The organism is Ciceribacter sp. RN22 (genome assembly GCF_024054295.1).
In the GTDB taxonomy this organism is placed as follows: domain Bacteria; phylum Pseudomonadota; class Alphaproteobacteria; order Rhizobiales; family Rhizobiaceae; genus Allorhizobium; species Allorhizobium lividum.
In genome coordinates, this window is the sequence record NZ_JAMXLD010000001.1 from 165,925 (window position 1) to 187,350 (window position 21,426).

General features: G+C 62.1%; 19 protein-coding genes, 1 tRNA gene and 1 riboswitch. Of the genes, 7 read left to right on the plus strand and 13 right to left on the minus strand.

Features of this window, described 5'->3' with window-relative positions:
- Positions 1-16: 16 nt before the first annotated feature.
- A complete protein-coding gene (locus tag NHF53_RS00825) occupies positions 17-892 on the minus strand; it encodes a transporter substrate-binding domain-containing protein (protein ID WP_252832723.1) in 876 nt (291 codons plus the stop codon).
- A gap of 58 nt (positions 893-950) precedes the next feature.
- Here NHF53_RS00825 and NHF53_RS00830 point away from each other — a divergent pair, with 58 nt between their 5' ends.
- Together NHF53_RS00830 and NHF53_RS00835 are read left to right on the plus strand one after the other, a co-directional pair.
- A complete protein-coding gene (locus tag NHF53_RS00830) occupies positions 951-2,939 on the plus strand; it encodes a glycosyltransferase family 2 protein (RefSeq protein WP_252832725.1) in 1,989 nt (662 codons plus the stop codon).
- A 75-nt stretch (positions 2,940-3,014) separates the two neighbouring features.
- Positions 3,015-4,253, plus strand: coding sequence for an MFS transporter (locus tag NHF53_RS00835; RefSeq protein ID WP_252832726.1), 1,239 nt, complete (start codon positions 3,015-3,017; stop codon positions 4,251-4,253).
- Positions 4,254-4,262: 9 nt separating this feature from the next.
- Here NHF53_RS00835 and NHF53_RS00840 read toward each other — a convergent pair.
- Positions 4,263-4,336, minus strand: a tRNA-Gly gene (locus tag NHF53_RS00840).
- Positions 4,337-4,484: 148 nt separating this feature from the next.
- On the opposite strand from NHF53_RS00840, the gene NHF53_RS00845 reads away from it, so the two are divergent.
- Positions 4,485-5,294 (plus strand): ion transporter, encoded by an 810-nt coding sequence (locus tag NHF53_RS00845; RefSeq protein ID WP_252832728.1) that lies wholly within the window; start codon positions 4,485-4,487, stop codon positions 5,292-5,294.
- Here the strand turns inward: NHF53_RS00845 and NHF53_RS00850 are convergent.
- A complete protein-coding gene (locus NHF53_RS00850) occupies positions 5,262-6,359 on the minus strand; it encodes a 2'-deoxycytidine 5'-triphosphate deaminase (protein ID WP_252832730.1) in 1,098 nt (365 codons plus the stop codon). The two genes, NHF53_RS00845 and NHF53_RS00850, sit on opposite strands and share 33 nt — an antisense overlap.
- A 73-nt stretch (positions 6,360-6,432) precedes the next feature.
- Positions 6,433-6,511, plus strand: a riboswitch (SAM riboswitch).
- 47 nt (positions 6,512-6,558) lie between these two features.
- Here NHF53_RS00850 and NHF53_RS00855 point away from each other — a divergent pair.
- Together NHF53_RS00855 and apaG are read left to right on the plus strand one after the other, a co-directional pair.
- Positions 6,559-7,743, plus strand: coding sequence for an O-succinylhomoserine sulfhydrylase (locus NHF53_RS00855; protein WP_252832731.1), 1,185 nt, complete (start codon positions 6,559-6,561; stop codon positions 7,741-7,743).
- A 193-nt stretch (positions 7,744-7,936) separates the two neighbouring features.
- A complete protein-coding gene (gene apaG, locus NHF53_RS00860) occupies positions 7,937-8,329 on the plus strand; it encodes a Co2+/Mg2+ efflux protein ApaG (protein ID WP_112685492.1) in 393 nt (130 codons plus the stop codon).
- 71 nt (positions 8,330-8,400) lie between these two features.
- On the opposite strand, the gene NHF53_RS00865 is transcribed toward apaG, so the two are convergent.
- The 3 genes from NHF53_RS00865 to NHF53_RS00875 all read right to left on the minus strand — a co-directional run bounded on the left by NHF53_RS00865 (position 8,401) and on the right by NHF53_RS00875 (position 11,666).
- Positions 8,401-9,390 (minus strand): Hsp33 family molecular chaperone, encoded by a 990-nt coding sequence (locus NHF53_RS00865; protein ID WP_114362435.1) that lies wholly within the window; start codon positions 9,388-9,390, stop codon positions 8,401-8,403.
- A 125-nt stretch (positions 9,391-9,515) separates the two neighbouring features.
- Positions 9,516-10,433: an ornithine carbamoyltransferase gene (gene argF / locus NHF53_RS00870; RefSeq protein WP_114362434.1), complete on the minus strand. Its 918-nt coding sequence runs from the start codon at positions 10,431-10,433 to the stop codon at positions 9,516-9,518.
- A gap of 27 nt (positions 10,434-10,460) precedes the next feature.
- Positions 10,461-11,666: an aspartate aminotransferase family protein gene (locus NHF53_RS00875; protein ID WP_252832733.1), complete on the minus strand. Its 1,206-nt coding sequence runs from the start codon at positions 11,664-11,666 to the stop codon at positions 10,461-10,463.
- 422 nt (positions 11,667-12,088) lie between these two features.
- On the opposite strand from NHF53_RS00875, the gene NHF53_RS00880 reads away from it, so the two are divergent.
- Complete coding sequence (locus NHF53_RS00880; RefSeq protein ID WP_114362432.1) at positions 12,089-12,613, plus strand: GcrA family cell cycle regulator; 525 nt, start codon at positions 12,089-12,091, stop codon at positions 12,611-12,613.
- 67 nt (positions 12,614-12,680) lie between these two features.
- Here NHF53_RS00880 and phoB read toward each other — a convergent pair whose 3' ends face one another.
- The 7 genes from phoB to phoR all read right to left on the minus strand — a co-directional run bounded on the left by phoB (position 12,681) and on the right by phoR (position 20,385).
- Positions 12,681-13,364 (minus strand): phosphate regulon transcriptional regulator PhoB, encoded by a 684-nt coding sequence (phoB, locus tag NHF53_RS00885; RefSeq protein WP_112685502.1) that lies wholly within the window; start codon positions 13,362-13,364, stop codon positions 12,681-12,683.
- 25 nt (positions 13,365-13,389) lie between these two features.
- The gene (gene phoU, locus NHF53_RS00890) at positions 13,390-14,103 is read right to left on the minus strand and encodes a phosphate signaling complex protein PhoU (RefSeq protein WP_112685504.1); all 714 of its coding nucleotides are present in this window, start codon (positions 14,101-14,103) and stop codon (positions 13,390-13,392) included.
- Between the two features lie 44 nt (positions 14,104-14,147).
- Positions 14,148-14,936, minus strand: a complete 789-nt coding sequence (pstB, locus tag NHF53_RS00895) for a phosphate ABC transporter ATP-binding protein PstB (RefSeq protein ID WP_252834870.1) — start codon at positions 14,934-14,936, stop codon at positions 14,148-14,150.
- Between the two features lie 32 nt (positions 14,937-14,968).
- Positions 14,969-16,324, minus strand: a complete 1,356-nt coding sequence (pstA, locus tag NHF53_RS00900; RefSeq protein WP_256481249.1) for a phosphate ABC transporter permease PstA — start codon at positions 16,322-16,324, stop codon at positions 14,969-14,971.
- Positions 16,321-17,781 carry a phosphate ABC transporter permease subunit PstC gene (gene pstC / locus NHF53_RS00905; protein ID WP_252832734.1) on the minus strand — a complete coding sequence of 487 codons (1,461 nt, stop codon included), beginning with the start codon at positions 17,779-17,781 and terminating at the stop codon, positions 16,321-16,323. Before pstC ends, pstA begins: the two co-directional genes overlap by 4 nt.
- A 66-nt stretch (positions 17,782-17,847) precedes the next feature.
- Positions 17,848-18,888: a substrate-binding domain-containing protein gene (locus NHF53_RS00910; RefSeq protein ID WP_252832735.1), complete on the minus strand. Its 1,041-nt coding sequence runs from the start codon at positions 18,886-18,888 to the stop codon at positions 17,848-17,850.
- A 195-nt stretch (positions 18,889-19,083) separates the two neighbouring features.
- A complete protein-coding gene (phoR, locus tag NHF53_RS00915) occupies positions 19,084-20,385 on the minus strand; it encodes a phosphate regulon sensor histidine kinase PhoR (protein WP_374590973.1) in 1,302 nt (433 codons plus the stop codon).
- Positions 20,386-20,516: 131 nt separating this feature from the next.
- Between phoR and ppk2 the strand changes: the two genes are divergently transcribed.
- Complete coding sequence (ppk2, locus tag NHF53_RS00920; protein ID WP_252832736.1) at positions 20,517-21,404, plus strand: polyphosphate kinase 2; 888 nt, start codon at positions 20,517-20,519, stop codon at positions 21,402-21,404.
- Positions 21,405-21,426: the final 22 nt, after the last annotated feature.

The window sequence follows — 21,426 nt, forward strand, 5'->3', positions numbered from 1 at the left end:
GGATCCGCTGCCGCCGTCAGTAGAGGCTGTTGGGGAAATAGCGCAGATAGATTTCCTGCAACCGTCCGTCGCGAGAAATCGCGGCAAGCGCGCTATCTATGGCGGCGGTCAACGCCCCCTCGTCCTGCCTCAGCATGATCGTTAGCCCCTCGCCGAGGAATTTTTCCGAGACGTAGGCGCCGTTCATCATCGTGCAGCAATGGCCGGAAGCCTCACCCGCCGTCCAGAAGGACAGTTGCAGCGCATCGGCAAAGACGGCGTCCACCTTCTTTTCCTTCAGTGCCTGCAACATCGCACCGCGATCGGCAAAGCCGGTCGAACGGACGTCAGGGAAGAAAGCCTTCAGCATGGCCTCGTGTCCCGTTCCCTGCACCACGCCGACCGGGCGACCGGCAAGGCCCGCAACCTCGTTGCCGGGAATATCAACGCCGGCGTTGCGAACGAACCGTGCGGGCAGTTGCATGAAGGGGCGCGAAAACGAGAAGCTCCTCCTGAGCTCCGTCGTGACCCCGACACCCGCGATAACCGCCTCCCCCTGCCCTTCCGAGAGAGCTTTCTCCAGATCGGCATACGGCAGCGCCTGAATCTGGCACTTGGCCTCGATGGCGAGTTCCGAGCAGATTTCACGGGCGAGCTCTACGTGGAAACCGGCAAGACGTCCCGTCTGGTCGGCAAAGTTGAACGGCGGAAAATCTGTGGTGGTCAGGAAGCGCAGCCGCAGCAATGTCGACAGATCAGGACGCGGTAGCCGCTCGTTGGCATCGAACAGTACCGGCAGCTGTTGCGCAGCAACCCTCGCGGGCACGATGGCCGAGGATAGCAGAACACAACCCGATACAAGGAATGCGAGCACACCCTTCAAATCCAGGGATGAAACTTTTGCGTGTACCATTATGATCCATTCCGGGACAGGCTGGGACGTCATCGGTCGATGACGGTTTATCAGAAGCATGCAGGCCGGGGAATACCGAGGGGAGCCGAACGGCGCCACCCGTCGGGTGGCGACTGCGCGTCCAGACGGCGGCAAGGCCGCTGCTGACGCCGGTGTTTCGCATGCCTTCCAGACCGAGGCGCGGGCACTGTGCCAACTCGGCTTCTCCAAGCCTTTCATCAAAAGCATGGCACGGCGGGCACACGCAAACGGAAGCACCATAGAGCAGGAACTGCTCGCCGACGGCAGCGTCGATGAGCAGACCTATTACGCGGCGATCGCACGGCTTCTTGGCCTGCCGTTCCTGGAGGAAATACCGCCCGACCAAGTCATGGATCGCCCGGCGCTGGATGCGCTCCTGCAGCGTCCGACCCTCCTGCGCCTGCATTCCCCGGACAAAGCGCCGTTGACCGCCATCGCGCCGGAGGCCCGTCACCTTGCAGACCTCGCCGAGAGGTTCGTCCACCATCCGACCCTCAGGGCAGCGCTGACTGTCGCATCGGCCTCCTCTATTCGCCGAGCCGTCTGGCATGCGGGCGCAGCACGTAGGGTCGCGACCGTTTCGAACGCGCTGTTCGAAGAGAACCCGCAACATTCGGCCCGTATCGTCATGACCGGTCGACAGGGCTTCGTCGCCGGCGCATTCCTGACCGGCGGCGTGGCCGCGCTGCTGCTCGCCTCCGGACCGGTCGCACTGGCGCTTCACGTGCTGCTGTCGTCTCTCTACTTCGCAGCAATGGTTTTGCGACTGGGAGCACTCTTCCATCCTCGTGGTCGCGATATCCTGCCCGAAGCCCTGATCGCGGACGGCCCGCTACCGATCTACTCGATCCTGGTGGCGCTCTATCGCGAAGCGCCGGTCGCAGGCCAATTGATCGCTGCCCTGGAGCGACTCGACTGGCCTCCCTCCCGGCTGGATATCAAGCTCGTTTGCGAGGCGGACGACCACGAGACCATCGAGGCGATCCGCAAGCTGCGGCCGGGATCGCATATGGAAATCGTCGTCGTACCACCAGGCGGACCGCGTACCAAGCCCAAGGCGCTTCTCTATGCCCTCGCCGGCACGCGCGGCGACTATCTCGCAATCTACGATGCCGAAGATCGTCCGCATCCGGGTCAGTTGAAGGAGGCCTATGCCCGTTTTCGGACGGCTGCCCCCGAGGTAACCTGCCTGCAGGCGCCGCTCATCATCACCAACATGCGTGAATCCTGCATCAGCACGGTCTTCGCGCTCGAATACGCGGCACTCTTTCGTGGCTTGCTGCCGCTTCTCGCCCGCTATCGCATGCCATTGCCACTCGGCGGCACGTCCAATCATTTCCGCACAGCCGCACTGCGTGCCGCAGGCGGTTGGGACCCATACAATGTCACCGAGGACGCCGACCTCGGCATGCGGCTCTACCGCCTCGGCTACCGGTCCGAGACGATCCGCCGGCACACGTTCGAAGATGCGCCGATCAGAGCGCGGGTCTGGCTCGGACAAAGGACACGTTGGTTCAAGGGCTGGCTGCAAACGTGGCTGGTGGTGATGCGCGATCCCGGACGTGCCCGCCGCGAGATGGGAACCGGGGCGTTCGTCGTCTTTCAACTGCTGATCGGAGGCATGCTGGTCTCATCGCTTGGACACCCTGCAATCCTCATCTTCTTCACCACTTCGGCGATCGCAATGCTTCAGAGCCCCGCCGAACACATCCATCCGCTGAAAAACCTGCTTTTCGGCATCGATGCGATGAACATCTTCGGCAGCTACAGCATTTTTCTCGGGCTCGGCGTCTCCGCAATGATCGAATACGAGCGACGCCTTCTCGGCTGGCGCTGGCTTGCGATACCTTTCTATTGGATGATGGTCTCCTATGCGGCCTGGCGTGCCGCCTTCGAACTGAGGGAGAGACCTTTCTTCTGGAACAAGACGCCACATGAGCCGCGCCCTGTCACGATGCCGGCGGCCACCCCTCCCCCGGCTGCAGCCGACTGCACCGGTGCTAGCCCCGAAAGCGGGCAGGCTTGACTGTCAGAGACACAGCCACACAGGATGCGCGAATGCTGGGCGTGATCTGCGACATACCGGCTACCAGGGGGCGGCATGAGTGAAGAACAGGCAAAATCCGGCTGGGGAACGTGGAAGCGCGTGCCCGGTGCCGTTTGGACGATCGGTTTCGTATCGCTCTTCATGGATGTCTCCTCGGAGATGATCCACGCGCTGCTGCCCCTCTATCTTGTCGGCGCGCTCGGAGCATCGACCCTCACCGTCGGCGTCATCGAAGGGATCGCCGAGGCGACTGCTTCCGTTACCAAGGTGTTTTCCGGCGCTCTCAGCGACTGGTTCGGAAAACGCAAGCTGCTCGCTGCCTTCGGGTACACCCTCGCGGCGGTGACCAAACCCATTTTCCCGCTTGCGCCGAGTATCGGATGGCTGGTTGCTGCGCGCTTTATCGACCGGATCGGCAAGGGCATCCGCGGGGCACCGCGCGACGCGCTGGTTGCCGACATCGCATCTCCGGAACTCCGGGGCGCAAGCTTCGGCCTCAGGCAGTCGCTGGACACCCTGGGCGCGCTGCTGGGGCCGCTCTTCGCCATCCTCTTCATGTGGCTCTTCGCCGACAACTTCACGGCGGTCTTCTGGATCGCCGTCGTTCCGGCCTTCGTCTCGGCCAGCCTCATCACGTTCGCCGTGAAAGAGCCGCCAAACATTGCGGCACGGCGGACCGCACGCATGCCGCTTCGCCGGACCGAACTCGTTCGGCTCGGAGCAGCCTACTGGAAAATCGTCGCGGTCGCGACGGCCTTCACTCTGGCGCGCTTCAGCGAAGCCTTCCTGGTGCTCAAGGGGCAGGACATCGGCCTTCCCATTGCATTCGTTCCGCTGGTGATGGTGATCATGAACATTGCCTACGCGCTTTCCGCCTATCCTGTCGGCGCACTGTCGGACCGGGTCAACCGCATGACGCTGCTGGTGGCCGGGCTTTTCCTGCTGCTTATTGCAGACATTGTCCTGGCATTCAGCTCCGGCTTTGCCGGACTGGCCGCCGGGGCGACGCTCTGGGGCTTGCATATGGGGTTTACCCAGGGGCTGCTCTCGGCGATGGTTGCCGATACCGCGCCAGCCGAGCTGCGCGGTACGGCGTTCGGCATGTTCAACCTGATCACCGGGATGGCGCTGCTTGCCGCGAGCATGATCGCCGGTGGCCTATGGGACGTCGCCGGCGCCGAGGGCACGTTCCTGGGCGGTGCCGTATTCACGCTCTGCACGCTGTTCGGCCTCGCCGCCTTGCGGATCCGGCAGCGCGGAAGACGCCCGGAACAAAGGAACGATGCCGGATAAGGGAGAAGCTGGAGCGGGTGAAGGGAATCGAACCCTCGTATTCAGCTTGGGAAGCTGCTGCTCTACCATTGAGCTACACCCGCGACAGGGGCACAAATCCAACAGATCCCCCGGTCTGTCAAGTGTGAAGAACCTGCACAGCGACGCTTTGCCTATCACGCGCCAAAGCCACCAAGTTTTTACTTTCACGGGGCAATGTGGCGGCGATTGCCAGACATCCGGATTGCCACCATGCCCTTCTTCCGCCGCCTTCTCGAATCGAACCGTTTCGAAACGGCCATCACCGTCCTGATCCTGTTGAACGCCCTTACCTTGGGGCTCGAGACCTCGCCCGTCCTCTGGGCTCGCTACGGATCCCTGCTCTACACGATCGACCACACCCTTCTTGCGATCTTCGTCCTCGAGATCCTGGCACGACTTGCCGTTTACCGCAGCCGCTTCTTCCACGCCCCCTGGCGGGTCTTCGACCTCCTCGTCATCGCCATCTCGATCGTTCCGGCAACGGAAACGGTCTCGATCCTGCGAGCCATGCGCGTCCTGCGCCTCTTCCGGCTGATCTCCGTCGTGCCCTCGATGCGGCGCGTCGTCGGCGGGCTCTTCTCGGCACTCCCGGGCATGGGGTCGATCTTCCTCCTGCTGGGGCTCGTCTTCTACGTCTCCTCGGTCGCCGCAACGAAGCTGTTCGCCACGGATTTTCCTGAGCTTTTCGGCAATATCGGCAAGTCCGCCTTCACGCTTTTCCAGGTCATGACGCTCGAAGGCTGGACCGGCGACGTCGTGCGTCCGGTGATGGCGCTTCACCCACTCGCTTGGGTCTTCTTCATCCCGTTCATCGTCGCGACGTCCTTCACGGTCCTCAATCTCTTCATCGGGATCATCGTCTCATCCATGCAGGCCGAGCATGAGATTCCGAGCGCAGGGGACCAGGAAGACCTCAAGGAGAGCCAGGATCTCATCCTTGCGGAACTGAGAGAACTGCGAAGTGAAGTCGCGGCGTTACGGCGCGCGTCAGCCAACCCGGAAATGCTTGGACAGCTTTAGTCCCTGCGCCTGGTAGCTGGAGCCAAGGCCGGTGCCATACAGGCCTGCCGGACGCTCCTGCATGTGCTCGTAAACCAACCGCCCGATCACCTGTCCATGTTCCAGGATGAACGGCACCTCGTGGCTGCGGACTTCGAGCACGGCGCGGCTGCCGGCACCGCCTGCACCGGCATGACCAAAGCCCGGATCGAAAAAGCCCGCATAGTGCACGCGGAATTCACCGACGAGAGGATCATAGGGCGTCATCTCCGCCGCGAAGAGCGGCGGCACGTGGACGGCCTCCCGAGAAACCAGGATGTAGAACTCGTCCGGATCGAGGATCAGTTCGTCGCGCCCGCGGCTGTAGAGCGGCTCCCAGAAATCGAGCACATCATGGGCCGCCTTGCGGTCGACGTCGATCACGGACGTATGATGCTTGCCGCGATAGCCGATCAAGCCGTCGGGACCACTGCCCTCCAGATCGATCGACAGCGCGATGCCACCACCCGAGACATTCGGGACCTCACTCGCAACGAGCGTCTCCGCCTTGTGCAGATCGAGCAGTTCGGTGTCGCTCAGCAGCGAGTGGCCAACGCGGAACCTGATCTGAGACAGGCGCGATCCGCGCCGGACGATGACCGGGAACGTCCGCGGGCTGATCTCGAGATAGAGAGGCCCGCGGTAGCCGGCGAGAATCTTGTCGAACTCCTGGGCGTGATCGACCATCACGCGGGTGAAGATGTCGAGCCGTCCGGTCGAGCTCTTGGGATTGGCCGAGGCCGACATGTCCTGCGGCAGGTCGAGGCTTTCCATCAGCGGCACGATGTAGACGCAACCCGTCTCCAGTACTGCCCCGTCTTCGAGATCGATCTCATGCAGCGTCAGCCGTTCGAGCTTGTCGGCGACCTTGTGCTCGCGACCGGGCATGAAGCTCGCGCGGACACGCATTGCCTTTGAGCCGAGGCGCAGGTCGAGGCTTGCCGGTTGCACCTGGTCGGCGTCGAGGGGCGCCTCGCTTTTCAGCCGGCCTTCAGCGAACAGCGCGTCGATGGCGCGATCCGCCAGGATACCCGTGGTCCTTGTCATCTTGTCCCATCCCGTTTGACCCGACAAAACCAAAGTCGAGGAATTGACGCAAGCCCGTGATCGGCGTATGGCAGGCTTATCCCGTGGTGATTTGGCCGGTCGGCTTGCAGCCACGTTAAACAAATGGCTAAAGAGACCGGGTGCTAGAAACCGGTCCGATGTCGCGACCGGTTTTTTTGTGTTTGAAAGGCTGAAAGGCATGAGCAAGAACTGGCGTCCGGCAACCCAACTCGTCCATGGTGGAACTCTTCGCTCGCCCTATGGCGAAACGTCGGAAGCAATCTTCCTGACCCAGGGCTTCGTCTACGAAAGCTCGGAGGCGGCCGAAGCCCGCTTCAAGGGCGAGGACGACGGCTACATCTACGCTCGCTACGGCAGCCCGACCAACGACATGTTCGAGAAGCGCATGTGCTTGCTGGAAGGCGCCGAAGACGCCCGCGCCATGGCCTCGGGCATGGCCGCCATTGCGGCCGCCGTGCTGTGCCAGGTGAAGGCCGGTGACCATATCGTCGCCGCCCGCGCCCTGTTCGGTTCGTGTCGCTATGTCGTCGACACACTTGCGCCGCGCTATGGCGTGGAATGCACGCTGGTGGACGGTCGGGACCTGAAGAACTGGGAGGCGGCGATCCGCCCGAACACCAGGGTCATGTTCCTCGAAAGCCCGACCAACCCGACGCTCGAAGTGGTCGACATCGCCGGCGTGGCCAAGCTCGCCGACCAAGTCGGCGCCACGCTCATCGTCGACAATGTCTTCGCCACCCCCCTCTTCCAGAAGCCGCTCGAACTCGGCGCCCATGTCGTCGTCTATTCGGCCACCAAGCATATCGACGGACAGGGCCGCTGCCTCGGCGGCGTCGTGCTCTCGTCGAAGGACTGGATCACCGAGAACCTGCAGGACTATTTCCGCCACACCGGCCCAGCCATGTCGCCGTTCAATGCCTGGACGCTGCTGAAAGGCGTCGAGACACTGCCGCTGCGCGTCAAGCAGCAGACGGCGAATGCCGCGGCGATCGCCGACTTCCTGGCCGAGCAGCCGCAGATCGCCAAGGTGATCTATCCGGGCCGTGCCGACCATCCGCAGGCCGACATCGTCGCCAAGCAGATGACCGGCGGCTCGACGCTGGTCGCCTTCGAAATGAAGGGTGGCAAGGACGCGGCCTTCAAGCTGCAAAACGCGCTGGACATCGTCAAGATTTCCAACAATCTCGGCGACGCCAAGAGCCTGATCACCCATCCGGCCACCACGACGCACAAGAACCTGACCGACGAGGCACGCGCCGAACTCGGCATGTCCGGGGGCACGGTGCGCCTTTCCTGCGGCATCGAGGACACCCAGGACCTGCTGGAAGATTTTGCGCAGGCGCTCCGCAAGGTTCCGGCCTGAACCACCTTTCACGCCCTGCTGCCCGGCGCCGCGCGCGTCGGGCAACCGTATCGACGCAACGGATGTCACGGCCTCCCCGTTAGGACTAATTTGACAAAGTCGCGACACTTTGCCTGCTCGGCGCATCCGCATTCCTTGACCGGTGCGGCGAGCTGATAGATATGGTTAGCAAGACATAAAGAAGGTCAACCCTATGTATCGAGCCCTGACGCGGGATATCGAAGTCAGTGTCGAGCCTTACTATCTGGAGGAGCAATCCGATCCGGACGACGGACGATATGTCTGGGGTTATCGGGTGGCAATCACCAATCACTCCGACAGGTCGGTTCGACTGGTGAATCGCTACTGGCACATCACCGATCAAAACGGCCAGGTCGACGAAGTTACCGGGCCGGGCGTCGTCGGCGAGCAACCGCACCTGCAGCCAGGCGATACCTACGAATATTCCTCGGGCTGCCCTCTCGACACACCGTCAGGCGTCATGTTCGGCCACTACCAGATGGAAACTGAGGAGGGTGACCTCTTCGAGGTCGCGATCCCGGCCTTCTCTCTGGACGCGCCGGGCATGTTGCGGGTCCTCAACTGAGGCCGGGCGGACCCAGTACCCAACCGCAATGAAAAACGGCACCGCCAGTCTGGACGGTGCCGTCATCAATTTCAGCCTTCGCGAACCTCGGCCGCTTCATAGCGATAGGTGGTCGAGCAAAATTCGCACGTGACGGTGATCGCGCCGTCTTCCTGGCTCTGCTCGATCTCCTCATCGGAAAAGCTCTTCAGGACGCCCTTCACCTTCTCCCGCGAGCAGCTGCACCGGTCGAAAACCGGCTGCGGCTTGTAAACCCGCACACCGCGTTCATGGAAGAGGCGAAACAGCAGCCGCTCTATGCCGATCTGCGGATCGGTAAGCTCATCCGTGTCGACCGTGTCGACCAGCACCTGCGCTTCCGACCAGGCATCATCCTCAGAGAAGACATGCCCGCCTTCGTCTCCGTCACCGCCGTGCAGATCCCGCTGACGCATCCGCTCCGGCGCTTCCGGCAGGAACTGGGCCATGAGCCCCCCGGCCCGCCAACCGCGGCGGGGATGTCCGTCCTCGTCGCGATCGAAGAACTCGGCGACGCCGAGACGCACCCGCGTCGGAATCTGTTCCGACTGACGGAAGTAGACCCCGGCGATTTCCTCGAGCGAGGTACCGTCGAGGGGCACGATCCCCTGATAAGGCTGCATGAAGCTGCCCTGATCGATGGTGAATGCGAGCACGCCTTCGCCGAGCAGGGCCTCGGGGGACGTCCTGCCCTCCTCGACCGCGGCCTTCAGCGCATCCTCGTCGAAGCGAGCATAGGCGCGCACGTCCTGCGGCGTCGAGAAGTCGACGACCAGCAGATCCACCGGCCCGTTACCCTTCGTCTGGACGGTAAACTTGCCCTCGAACTTGAGCGAAGTACCGATCAGCACGGTGAGGACCATCGCCTCTGCCAGAAGGCGGGCGACGGGAGCCGGATAGTCGTGCCGGGCGAGAATGGTATTGACCAGCGGGCCGAGTTGCACGGCCCGGCCGCGCACGTCGAGCCCTTCCACCTGGAACGGAACAACGCGGTCATCGCCGGCGAAACCGAATTCGCCGAGTTCAGTGGCCCTGTCTGCCATTATTGTACTCCTTGCGCCGCAGGCGCTTGACTTCCGGGGGGGTGCATAGGCCCCCAATTTACCGCTCACATGGGGTCGCTTGGCGAGAAGATCAAGCCGGAGGCTGCAAACCCGGGCAAGCGACGTCAGATCGCACCAAGGCACCAGGCGAGGATCGACTTCTGTGCGTGCAGCCGGTTTTCCGCCTCGTCGAACACGACGGACTGCGGGCCGTCAATCACCTCGTCGGTGACCTCCTCGCCGCGATGCGCGGGCAGGCAATGCATGAAGAGGGCGTCGGGCTTTGCGTGCGCCATCAGCGCCCCGTTCACCTGATAGGGCTGGAAGACGTTGTGCCCCCTGGCCTTGTGCTCCTGGTTCATCGAAATCCAGGTATCGGTAATGACGGCGTCAGCACCTTCCACGGCACGCTCCGCCTCGTGGCAAAGCATGACTTCGCCGCCGTTGTCGCGGGCCCAGTTGAGGTACTTGTCGTCCGGCTCGGACCCGAGCGGCACGGCCATGTTCATGCGGTAACCGAAGCGGGCGGCGCCCTCGACGAGAGAATGCAGGACATTGTTGCCGTCGCCGGTCCAGGCGAGCGTCTTGCCCTTCACCGGACCGCGATGCTCCTCGAAGGTCATGACGTCGGCCATGATCTGGCAGGGGTGCGTGCTGTCGGTCAGCGCGTTGATGACGGGAACAGTTGCATGCTCCGCCATCTCCAGGAGACGCGAATGATCGGTCGTGCGGATCATGATCGCATCCACGTAACGCGAAAGGACCTTTGCGGTGTCACCGATCGTTTCCGCACGGCCGAGCTGCATTTCCGTGCCGGAAAGGAAGAGTGTCTCACCACCGAGCTGGCGCATCCCGACGTCGAAGGACACGCGCGTGCGCGTCGACGGTTTCTCGAAGATCATCGCAAGCATCTTGCCGGCAAGCGGCTTGTCCGCCGTCCCAGCCTTTGTCGCCTGCTTTCGAGCGCGGGCGTCATCCATGATGGTACGCAAGTCGGCGGACGAAACGGCCGAGAGGTCGAGGAAATGCTTCGGAGATGCCATTGGGAAACCTGTCTGAATTTCTGCTGCTTAGGCTTGCGCCGCCTGCTTTTCGTGGGCGCCATGGACCCGCTCGGCCGCGCGTTCGATCCGCGAGAGGCCCTCGCGCGCTTCTTCGGCGGTCGTAATGAGCGGCGGCAGAAGACGAATGACGTTCTCACCGGCCGGGACACCGAGAATGTGCTCGGCGCGCATCGCCTGCAGCAACTCCGCGTTCGGTACCTTCGCCTTGATGCCGAGCATCAGGCCTTCGCCGCGGATCTCCTCGACGACATCGGGGAAGCGGTCATGGAGTGCCGCCAGTCCCTGCCGGAAGACCAGCGCCACGTCGCGCACATGCTCCAGAAAACCATCGGCGAGAATGACGTCGAGTACGGCATTGCCGACGGCCATCGCCAGCGGATTGCCGCCGTAGGTGGAACCGTGCGTGCCGGCCTTCATTCCGGAAGCAGCTTCCGCCGTGGCAAGGCAGGCGCCCAGCGGAAAGCCGCCGCCGATGCCCTTGGCAACGGCCATGATGTCGGGCGTGATGCCCGCCCACTCATAGGCAAAGAGCTTACCCGTGCGACCGACACCCGACTGAACTTCATCAAGGATCAGGAGAAGCCCCTTGTCGTCGCAGAGCTGGCGAAGTGCCCGCAGGAACTCGTTGGACGCAGTACGGATGCCGCCTTCACCCTGCACCGGCTCGATAAGGATCGCGGCCGTGTTCTCGGTAATCGCCTCCTTTACCGCCTCGATGTCGCCGAAGGGTACCTGGTCGAAGCCCGGTGCCTTGGGTCCAAAACCTTCGAGGTACTTCGCCTGCCCCCCTGCGGCGATCGTCGCAAGCGTGCGGCCGTGGAAGGCACCTTCGAAGGTGATGATGTGGAACTTTTCCGGGTGCCCCTTCGAGAAGTGATAGCGGCGCGCGGTCTTGATCGCGCATTCCAGCGCCTCGGCGCCCGAGTTGGTGAAGAACACCTTGTCGGCGAAGGTCGCCTCCGTCAGCCGCTTGCCGAGCGTTTCCTGGCCTGGAACCTCGTAGAGGTTCGACAGGTGCCAGACCTTTTCGGCCTGTGACGTCAGCGCATCGACGAGATGCGGGTGGGCATGCCCGAGCGCGTTCACTGCGACGCCGGCCGCGAAATCGAGATATCGCTCACCATTTTCCGCGATAAGCCAAACCCCTTCGCCGCGCTCGAAACGCAGAGGCGCGCGCAGGTAGGTTTCGTAAAGCGGCGTGGCTTCAGCCATGGTGGAACAGCTCCTTCGCAACCGATCGATGTGAACACGGACCTTCCGGCGTCCCGCAGAAAAGTCCCCGGAAAAATCAAAAATGCCGCCTTTCGGCGGCGGTTGGCACTATCGGCATTTCCCGCTGTGCTGTCAACAAAACTGCGACACGCAAAGGATTTTTGTGATGCGCGAGCGCCTTTCACAGCTTTGATTCTCGCGGCCGGCGAAAGCCAGCAAGTTGGGGAAAACTTGAAAATCGATTCCGCTTGATTCGTCCGACTCTTGTCACGGAGTCAGCGCCACACTAGGTTAAATTTACATTAAAAGATTGCATGCGGCAGAAGTAGTCACCGAAAGTATCGAGGAAGTCTTGTTTTGGATTCGTCCGAAGCAACGGAGACGGATTCTGCCGTTAATATCGCGATGGCGGAGATAATGGCATGAACTGGACAGATGAGCGCGTCGAAAAACTCAAGAGGCTCTGGGCCGAGGGCCTGAGCGCAAGCCAGATCGCCGCACAACTCGGCGGCGTCAGCAGAAATGCGGTGATCGGCAAGGTGCATCGCCTCAACCTGCCGGGACGCGCGAAGTCCGGCGGCGGCACGGCACCGGCTCGTACGCCGAAACGTCCGGCACCGGCCCCTCGTCCCTCAAACTTTGCTGCGCGCGTCCCCGCCCGCGCAAACGCCCGTCCGGTAGGCGGAGCGATGCTGAAGGAAGAGGGCCAGATCGATGCCCTGGAGGAAATCCGCGCCGTTCCGGCCTCGAACGTCGTGATACCGATTTCCCGCCGGCTTGGGCTCACCGAACTCACCGAACGCACCTGCAAGTGGCCGATCGGCGATCCGATGAGCGACGAGTTCCACTTCTGCGGCTGCGAGTCACTCGATTCCTCGCCGTACTGCAAGTATCACGCCAAGCTCGCCTATCAGCCGGTCTCCGAGCGCCGCAAGGCGGACCGGTAAGCTTCTGGCCGGAGAAAACGAAAACGGGCCGCGCGGCCCGTTTTTTTGTGCGTGATGTAATTGGAAATCAGGCTTCCATCGAGTATCCGGCGCCGCGCACGGTGCGGATGACATCCTGCATGTTCGAGAAGTTGAGCGCCTTGCGCAGACGTCCGACGTGGACGTCGACAGTACGTTCGTCGACGTAGATGTCGTGCCCCCAGACGCCATCCAGCAGCTGCGAACGGGAGAAGACACGGCCCGGCGAAGTCATCAGGAACTCCAGCAGTCGGAATTCCGTCGGCCCGAGGCGGACCTCGCGGCTCTTGCGATGAACCCGGTGGGTTTCCCTGTCGAGTTCAATGTCGCCGCAGCGAAGAACGCTCGAGAGCATTTCGGGACGGGCACGCCGCAGCATCGCCTTGACGCGCGCCATCAGCTCCGGCGTCGAAAACGGCTTGACGACGTAATCGTCGGCGCCCGTGGCCAGGCCGCGCACGCGTTCGCTCTCCTCGCCGCGCGCCGTCAGCATGATGACAGGCAGGCGTTCGGTCTCCGGTCGCATACGCAGCCTGCGGCAGAGTTCGATCCCCGAGACGCCCGGCAGCATCCAGTCCAGAAGCAGGAGGTCTGGAACCCTTTCCTGGAGGCGCAGCTCTGCTTCGTCGCCGCGCAGAATCGTCTCCACCTCGTAACCTTCGGCCTCAAGATTGTAACGAAGGAGTACGCTCAGCGCCTCCTCGTCTTCGACTACCACTATCCTTGGCTGCATCGCTCACTTATCCTCTGCAGCGGCATCATTCGGTGACCGCGCCGACGTCCGTCGTCAGGTCTTCCTTCGGACGCTCGCCTTCGGGCTGGGCCCCCGTGGTCATGTAGTAGATGGTCTCGGCGATGTTGGTGGCGTGGTCGCCGATCCGCTCGAGGTTCTTGGCGCAGAAGAGAAGATGCGTGCAGCTCGTGATGTTGCGGGGATCTTCCATCATGTAGGTCAGCAACTCCCGGAACAGGGAGGTATAGACAGCATCGATCTCGTCGTCGCGATCGCGGACGGACTTCGCCTTCTCCGCCGAACGCGTCGAGTAGACGTCCAGGACTTCCTTCAGCTGCACGAGGGCAAGTTCGGAGAGGTGCTCGATGCCGCGAGCGAGCTTGCGCGGGATGCCCGCGCTCTGCACCGCCATCGCCCGCTTGGCGTTGTTCTTGCCGAGATCGCCGACCCGCTCCAGGTCGCTGGCGATCTTCAGCGCGCCGATGATCTCGCGAAGGTCGCTGGCGACGGGTTGGCGACGGGCGATCGTGATGACGGCCTTGTCACCGATTTCGCGCTCGGCTGCGTCCATAATGACGTCGTCGGAAATCACCTTGTGCGCCAGAGCAGCGTCCCCGTGGACCAGAGCGCGGACGCTGTCGCCCACCATCTGCTCGGCGAGTCCGCCCATCTCGGAGATGCGGCGCATCAGGTATTTCAGTTCCTCGTCGAAGGCGGAGTAGATATGGGTCGATGACATGTCGTGATCCTCGAATGAGTGCGTCTGCGCGGTTGGACGGGGCGTCAGCCGAAGCGGCCCATGATATAGTCCTGCGTGCGCTGATCGTCGGGATTGGTGAACATCTTGTCGGTGTCGTTTTCCTCGACGAGTTCGCCGAGATGGAACATGGCCGTGCGCTGCGACACGCGCGCCGCCTGCTGCATCGAATGCGTGACGATCACGATGGTGTAGTTCGCGCGAAGTTCGTGAATGAGTTCCTCCACCTTTGCCGTCGCGATCGGATCGAGTGCCGAGCAGGGCTCGTCCATCAGGATGACCTCGGGACTGACGGCGACGGCGCGGGCGATGCACAGACGCTGCTGCTGGCCACCCGACAGACCTGTGCCAGGAGCGTCGAGGCGATCCTTCACCTCGTTCCAGAGGCCGGCTTTCTGCAGCGCCGACGAGACGATGTCGTCCAGATCCGATTTCTTGCGAGCAAGCCCGTGGATGCGCGGTCCGTAGGCGACGTTTTCGTAGATGGACTTCGGGAACGGGTTCGGCTTCTGGAACACCATGCCGACCTTGGCGCGCAGCTGAACCGGGTCCACCTTGGGATCGTAGATGTTCTCGCCGTCGATGGAGATGTGCCCCTCGACCCGGCAGTTGGCGATCGTGTCGTTCATGCGGTTGAGACAGCGCAGGAATGTCGATTTGCCACAGCCGGACGGACCGATGAAAGCGGTGACCGAACGCGGCGGAATCTCGATCTCCACGTCCTTGATGGCGTGCTTATCGCCGTAGAACACCTGGACCTTCCGGGCCGAGATCTTCGCTTCATTCATTGTTGCAGCCTTCGTCGTGATCGTCATTGTGGTCGGCATGTTACTCATTGTCAGCCCTCTTACCAACGGCGCTCGAAACGGCGGCGAAGAATGATCGCGATCAGGTTCATCATCAGGAGGAATACGAGGAGCACGATGATCGCACCGGATGCGCGCTCCACGAAGGCGGGGTCACCGCGCTGCGTCCAGTTGTAGATCTGCACGGGGAGAGCCGAGGCCGGATCGAAGAATCCCTCGGGCGGGGCGGCCGGAAATTCGCGCACGAACGCGACCATGCCGATGAGCAGCAAGGGAGCGGTCTCTCCGAGCGCGCGCGCCAGTCCGATGATCGTTCCCGTAAGAATGCCGGGCATGGCAAGCGGCAAAACATGATGAAACGTCGCCTGCATCTTCGAGGCACCGACGCCGAGTGCTGCGTCGCGGATCGACGGCGGCACCGCCTTGAGCGCAGCGCGCGTAGCAATGATGATGGTCGGCAGCGTCATCAGCGTCAGTACCAGGCCACCCACGACAGGCGCCGACTGCGGCAATCCAACGAAGTTTATGAGAACCGCCAGCCCCAGAATGCCGAACACGATGGAGGGTACCGCTGCGAGATTGGCGATATTCACCTCGATGAGGTCGGTGAACTTGTTCTGCGGCGCGAATTCCTCGAGATAGATCGAGGCTGCGACGCCGAGCGGCAACGAGAGCACGAAGACGATGAGCATCATGTAGGCGGAGCCGATGATGGCGACGCCGAGACCCGCTGCCTCCGGACGCGTGTCCGAGGCGTCCGGTGCCGTAAAGAAGGACCAGTTGAAGTTGGTCGTCAGGATGCCTGCTTCCTTCAGCCTGTCCGCCAACGCCAACTGCTCGGGCGAAATGTTGCGGTCGAGCTTGGCGCTCTCCATCGTCACGCGCCCCTTGTAGTAGCCGTCGATTCGCCCCGCAGCGAGAAGATCGAAGCGGACGGTCCGACCGATGGCCGAGGGATCGGCGAGAACGAACCTGCGCAAATCGGCCGGCGCCTCCTTGGAGATCAGCTCCGCGGCGGTCTTGGCACTGACCCCGTCACCGGCGATGCCCTTCTCGGTCATCGCATCCTGAAGAGCTTTCTGGATCAGTGGCGCATAACCGAAAGTCGATACCTTGGCGATCGCCTCCGGATTGCGGTCGCCCGCCTTGTCCAGCTTCGCGGGGTCGAGGAAAATGTCGAGAGAGACATATGTCTGCTGGAAGGAAGACATGCCGTTCGACAGGATCGACGCAAGCAACCCGACAAGGGCGACGATGCCGATGACAACGGCGATGCGGCCCATCATGCGGAAACGCGCTTCGGCGGCATTGCGTCGGCGGGTTCGTGCGTCGGCAGCAAACAGCGACTTGCTACAGGAATCGGCGGACGAGGCGCCGAATGCGGAAACGTCGGTCATTCGTACTGCTCCCGGTATTTGCGCACGATGTAGAGGGCCAGCACGTTCAGCCCAAGTGTCAGGACGAAAAGGGTGAGACCGAGGGCGAAGGCGACCAGCGTCTCGGGACTTGCGAATTCCGTGTCACCCGTGAGCTGGCTGACGATCTTCACGGTGACCGTCGTCATTGCCTCGAAAGGGTTGAGCGACAGTCTGGCGACGGCACCCGCGCCGAGCACCACGATCATGGTCTCGCCGATCGCGCGGCTTGCGGCCAGCAATACGGCACCGACGATCCCGGGCAGAGCGGCCGGAAAGACGACCTGCTTCACCGTTTCGGACTGCGTGGCGCCGAGAGCGTAGGAGCCGTCGCGCAGCGCCTGCGGAACAGCGTTGATAATGTCGTCGGACAGCGAACTCACGAACGGTATGATCATAATGCCCATGACGATGCCCGCCGTCAGCACTGAAGACGACGAAGTTCCGAGGCCGAGAGGCTGTGCGATCCAGTCGCGCAGAAACGGTCCGACGGTGACAAGCGCGAAGAGGCCGTAGACGATCGTCGGGATGCCGGCGAGGACCTCGATTGCGGGTTTCACCACGCTTCGCACGGAGGGCGCGGCATATTCGGCAAGGTAGATCGCAATCATCAGGCCAAGCGGCACGGCAACGACGAGCGCCACGAGGGAAATGTAGAAGGTGCCCCAGAGCAGCGGCAGGATACCGAGTTCCGAACCGCCACGAAATTGCGGATTCCAGACAGTCGAAAAGAAGAAGTCCTGCGCCGAATAAATCCTGAAGAAAGAATAGGTCTCGAAGAACAGCGAGGCGATGATGCCGATCGTCGTGAGAATGGCGATCGTCGACGCCGAAACAAGCACGGCGCGCACGAAGCGCTCGCTGATGTTTCGGGCGCGCAGATCCGGCGTGATGCGGCGATACGCCCAGAGAGCAAAGCCTATCGACAATGCAAGGGCCAAGGTGCCGGTGACGATGGTGCCGGTCTTCGCGATCTGACGATAGGTCTTCGCCGCTTCGAATACCGGCGGCGGCACGTCGCTGCCCAGCGCCACGCCGACTTCGGCCAGAAGAGTCCGTACGTTGGAGACATCCGCACGCATCTGCGAAAGCTCGCTCTCGCTCATCCCACCGCGTGCGAGCACCGCATCAAGACCGTCTGCGATCCGGCGAACGTCGGCCATGACGAGGCTACGCGCGCCACCTTCGGGGATAGCGCTGTCCGGGATCATGCCGGTGACGCGCGTTTCGATGAGGAGAGGCTGCACGACCAGCCATGCGATAAGCACGACCAGGGCGGGGAGGGCCGCAAAGAGTGCGACGGTCTGCCCATAATAGCCGGGAAGAGAATGGAGTCTGACACCACCCTTCGCCGCGAGATCCATCGCATGTCGCCGACCGAGAAAATAGCCGACGAAGGAAATCGCCGCCACGACAAGGATAATGATGCCCGGACTCATCTCGCCAGCAACCTCCAGAAAGAGCAAGACCGGTGGCGCGATCACCGCGCCACCGGTCGGTTTGGATTAGTTCAGGGCACCCATCGGCGTGCGGGCCTTCACGGCCGCCTGCGTCTTGGCGAGTTCCGGGTCGGATACCAGACCGTAGGCCGCCAGCGGACCGTCCGGGCCAGCCATCTCGTCGGAAACGAAGAACTCGATGTATTCCTGCAGACCAGGGATCACGTCGAGGTGGGCGTTCTTCACGTAGAAGTAGAGCGGACGGGAAACCGGATACTCACCCTTGGCGATCGTTTCAACGGACGGCATTACACCGGACATCGTGGCGACACGTAGCTTGTCGGTGTTGTTCTGGTAGAAGGACAGACCGAAGACGCCGATGGCGTTCTTGTTGGCATCGATACGAGCCAGCGTCTCAGTGTAGTCACCGTCGATATCAACCGAAACACCGTCGGTGCGCAGCGCCATGCAAGCCTTCTCGGCCGCCTTTTCATCGCCGCCATTGGCTACCTTGAGTGCTTCCAGGGCACCGTCTTCCTTGCAGCCGTCGACGATCACCTTCTCGTCGAAGACTTCGCGGGTGCCGTGCTTGGTGCCCGGAATGAAGGCAAGAATTTCCTGATCCGGCAGGTCAGCACGGATCTCGTTCCACTTCTTGTATGGATTGTCGACGAGCTGGCCATCCTTGACGACCTTTGCCGCCAGCGCCATGTGCCAGTCGGCCGGCGTGAAGGCGAACTCGGCACCATTGATGTCCGAAGCAAAGACGATGCCGTCGTAGCCGATGCGGACTTCCTGGATGTCCTTCACGCCGTTCTGGGCGCAGAGGTCGATGTCGGACTGCTTGATGCGCGACGAGGAGTTGGCGATGTCGATGGTGTTTTCGCCCACGCCTTCGCAGAGCTTCTTGCGGCCGGCACCCGAACCGCCGGACTCGACGACCGGGGTCGGAAAGTCGGTGTTTTCACCGAAGGCTTCGGCAACGATCGATGCGTAAGGCAGAACGGTCGAAGAACCGGCAATCTGAATCTGGTCACGAGCGGCAGCAGCGCCGGCAAAAGCAACCGAGGCGACCATGGCTGCCAGGGAAAGTTTCAGGGTGTTCATTTCAATCTCCCGTGAGTGGGCTAGTGTATGGATGCAGCCGCAAACGGCCTCACCGTCCCCGTGCATCAGCAGCACGTTCATACTCACTGTTACCCTTCCCTTTTATGTCACTTCGATGAAAGATTTGTGACATATTAAATGTTTGATATAAAAAGATATTTTTAGTGTTCCTCACCTTTCAGCCGTGCTTTTATGTCAAAAACGAACGGTGAAGTCGGTACCCTTGCCCATTTCCGAGCGAACGATCAGTCGCGCACGGTGGCGCGTGAGGATGTGCTTGACGATGGCAAGGCCGAGGCCAGTGCCTTTCTTGGAGCGGCTGTCCGCGACGCTAACCCGGTAAAAGCGCTCCGTCAGACGCGGAACATGCTCGACCGGGATTCCCGGGCCGTGGTCGACGACGCTCACTTCAACGGGAACGCCCTCACCGTGACGGAGGTAGACGTCGACGACCTTACCCTCTTGCCCGTACTTGCAGCCGTTCTCGATGAGGTTCTCGAACACCTGCACCAATTCGTCGCGGTCGCCGAGAACTTCGACCTTGCCCTCCGGCAAATGCAGGCGGATATCAACGCCGAGGTCCGTGGCGAGCGGCGCCAGCGAATCCCGCACGTGTCCCAGGACGGGGACGAGATCGACCTTCTGGTCCGGCGCGATATGCGCCTTGAGCTCCAGCCGCGAGAGCGACAGGAGATCATCGACGAGCCGGCTCATGCGTGTCGCCTGGTCCAGCATGATTGCAAGGAAGCGTTCCTGCGCCTTCGGGTCACCCCGGGCGGGGCCCTGGAGAGTCTCGATGAAGCCGCGGAGCGAGGCGAGCGGCGTTCGCAGTTCGTGGCTTGCATTGGCAACGAAGTCGCTGCGCATCCGATCGAGCCGACGCAGTTCGGAAACATCGCGAAACGACAGCAGGAAGAGTTTCGGCCGCGCATTGGCGAGGTTCTCGACCTGTGTCGAACGGACGATATAGACCCGTTCGGATGGCAGCCGTTCGGAATGTTCGATCTGATTTGGCTCGCCTGTCTCGATCGTCTCGCGGATCATGTCGAGGATGCCGGGCGAGCGCCAGCGGGTGGAAATGTGAAGACCCGGCGACAACGAACCGAACGCCTTTTCGGCGGCCTTGTTCTGGGCGAGCATGTTTGCATCACCGTCGATCACCACAACCGGCAGATCGAGCGCTCCGAGAACGGCCTCCATCTGCGGGAGTGTGGCTTCGCCCGCCTGAACCGGCTCTGCCTGCGTCTCCGGCAGACGTGGAGGAGAAGGCTCACGAAGGATTACCGACAAGAGCGAAACGAGCCAGAGGACGAGGGAAAACAACGGCTGCGCCCCGGCAAAATAGGAGGCCGCCGCGACCAGGGCCGCCGCAGCCAGGAAACGCCAACCGGCACGCAAACGCGACGCCACCACTTTCAAAGCACCGCGATCTTCAGCCACGCAGCCCTCGTCCACCACTTCCGGGAACACACAATGCCCCTGATAAATGCAATTCATGACAGATGTTTACGGGCTCTGCCACGGTCACCGGTGGATATCCCCCGCCGATGGCATCCGGCTGTCGCTTGTATTGGCGGCGCGAATATGTCCTCACTACAGCATCTCCGGTCGCGACGAAGGGAATGCCGATGATGACGCAAGCAGAAAGCCGTGCGGTAACGCTCAAGATCGGTGACAAGGAAAGGATCTTCGACATCGACGACCCGCACCTTCCAGACTGGATCGACGACAAGTCGCTCGCCTCCGGACATTATCCCTATGACAAGAAGCTCGACGAGGATGATTACGAGAAGGAGCTGCAGCTCCTGCAGATCGAGCTCGTCAAAGTGCAGTTCTGGCTGCAGAAGACCGGCAACCGGGTGATGGCCCTCTTCGAGGGACGGGATGCGGCCGGCAAAGGCGGCACCATCCATGTGACCCTCTCTTACATGAACCCCCGCTCGGCACGCTCGGTCGCGCTGACGAAGCCCACGGAGACGGAGCGGACCGAATGGTATTTTCAGCGCTATGTGCCGCACTTCCCGAGCGGCGGAGAATTCGTGCTCTTCGACCGGTCCTGGTACAACCGTGCGGTCGTGGAACCCGTCATGGGCTTCTGCACGGAAGGAGAATACGAGAAGTTCCTGAAGCAGGTGCCACATTTCGAGAAGCTGATCGCCGCCGACGGCATCCACTTCTTCAAGTTCTGGCTGGACATCGGCCAGGAGATGCAGATCGAACGTTTTCACGACCGGCGCCACGACCCGCTGAAAATCTGGAAGCTCTCTCCGATGGACATCGCCGCACTCGGCAAGTGGGACGACTACACCGACAAGCGCAACCGGATGCTCGAGGCAACCCATACCGATCATGCGCCGTGGACGATAATCCGAGCGAACGACAAGCGCCGCGCCCGGCTGAACGCCATCCGTCACATCCTCACCTCGATAGACTACGAAGGCAAGGACGAGGAGAAGATCGGCAAGATGGACAAGAAGATCATCGGCAAGGGGCCGGACTTCCTCGCCGGCTCCTGAAGAACGGCGCGCGGCGCCCGAT

Excerpts from the sequence above, each read along its gene's own strand:
- NHF53_RS00910 (WP_252832735.1), bottom strand. The coding sequence starts at position 18,888 with ATGAACACCCTGAAACTTTCCCTGGCAGCCATGGTCGCCTCGGTTGCT.
- NHF53_RS00880 (WP_114362432.1), top strand. The coding sequence starts at position 12,089 with ATGAACTGGACAGATGAGCGCGTCGAAAAACTCAAGAGGCTCTGGGCC.
- phoR (WP_374590973.1), bottom strand. The coding sequence starts at position 20,385 with ATGAATTGCATTTATCAGGGGCATTGTGTGTTCCCGGAAGTGGTGGAC.
- phoB (WP_112685502.1), bottom strand. The coding sequence starts at position 13,364 with ATGCAGCCAAGGATAGTGGTAGTCGAAGACGAGGAGGCGCTGAGCGTA.
- NHF53_RS00855 (WP_252832731.1), top strand. The coding sequence starts at position 6,559 with ATGAGCAAGAACTGGCGTCCGGCAACCCAACTCGTCCATGGTGGAACT.
- apaG (WP_112685492.1), top strand. The coding sequence starts at position 7,937 with ATGTATCGAGCCCTGACGCGGGATATCGAAGTCAGTGTCGAGCCTTAC.
- pstB (WP_252834870.1), bottom strand. The coding sequence starts at position 14,936 with ATGACGATCACGACGAAGGCTGCAACAATGAATGAAGCGAAGATCTCG.
- ppk2 (WP_252832736.1), top strand. The coding sequence starts at position 20,517 with ATGATGACGCAAGCAGAAAGCCGTGCGGTAACGCTCAAGATCGGTGAC.
- argF (WP_114362434.1), bottom strand. The coding sequence starts at position 10,433 with ATGGCATCTCCGAAGCATTTCCTCGACCTCTCGGCCGTTTCGTCCGCC.
- NHF53_RS00875 (WP_252832733.1), bottom strand. The coding sequence starts at position 11,666 with ATGGCTGAAGCCACGCCGCTTTACGAAACCTACCTGCGCGCGCCTCTG.
- NHF53_RS00865 (WP_114362435.1), bottom strand. The coding sequence starts at position 9,390 with ATGGCAGACAGGGCCACTGAACTCGGCGAATTCGGTTTCGCCGGCGAT.
- NHF53_RS00850 (WP_252832730.1), bottom strand. The coding sequence starts at position 6,359 with ATGACAAGGACCACGGGTATCCTGGCGGATCGCGCCATCGACGCGCTG.
- phoU (WP_112685504.1), bottom strand. The coding sequence starts at position 14,103 with ATGTCATCGACCCATATCTACTCCGCCTTCGACGAGGAACTGAAATAC.
- NHF53_RS00825 (WP_252832723.1), bottom strand. The coding sequence starts at position 892 with ATGGTACACGCAAAAGTTTCATCCCTGGATTTGAAGGGTGTGCTCGCA.
- NHF53_RS00830 (WP_252832725.1), top strand. The coding sequence starts at position 951 with ATGCAGGCCGGGGAATACCGAGGGGAGCCGAACGGCGCCACCCGTCGG.
- NHF53_RS00845 (WP_252832728.1), top strand. The coding sequence starts at position 4,485 with ATGCCCTTCTTCCGCCGCCTTCTCGAATCGAACCGTTTCGAAACGGCC.
- pstA (WP_256481249.1), bottom strand. The coding sequence starts at position 16,324 with ATGACCGACGTTTCCGCATTCGGCGCCTCGTCCGCCGATTCCTGTAGC.
- pstC (WP_252832734.1), bottom strand. The coding sequence starts at position 17,781 with ATGAGTCCGGGCATCATTATCCTTGTCGTGGCGGCGATTTCCTTCGTC.
- NHF53_RS00835 (WP_252832726.1), top strand. The coding sequence starts at position 3,015 with ATGAGTGAAGAACAGGCAAAATCCGGCTGGGGAACGTGGAAGCGCGTG.